Here is a 231-nt window from a genome sequence, read left to right as displayed (position 1 = left end):
CCCCACTAGGGTATCTGGCTTCACTCCCTGTGCTGTCAAGTAGCGGGCCAGCTGGTTGGCTCGGCGGTTTAACTCGTCATAACTGAGACGACTTGATTCATATACTAGGGCCGTTTTCTCCGGATGGCGTGCTGCCTGCGCTTCAAATAATTCATGCAAGCAGTGCTGTGACGGCGTCAAGCGCTCAATATCCTGACTGCTCTCAAGCAGCTGTTCGCGCTCCCGACAGGT

General features: G+C 55.0%; 1 protein-coding gene. It reads right to left on the bottom strand.

Annotated elements, in window-relative coordinates:
- The coding region (locus N477_RS03165) for an AMP-binding protein (RefSeq protein WP_155731781.1) at window positions 1-231 on the bottom strand (231 nt) is incomplete at both ends.

Source organism: Pseudoalteromonas luteoviolacea H33-S (genome assembly GCF_001625695.1).
Taxonomy (GTDB): domain Bacteria; phylum Pseudomonadota; class Gammaproteobacteria; order Enterobacterales; family Alteromonadaceae; genus Pseudoalteromonas; species Pseudoalteromonas luteoviolacea_B.
Note: the sequence above shows the minus strand (reverse complement) of the source record. Positions and strands in the feature narration are given on the sequence as shown.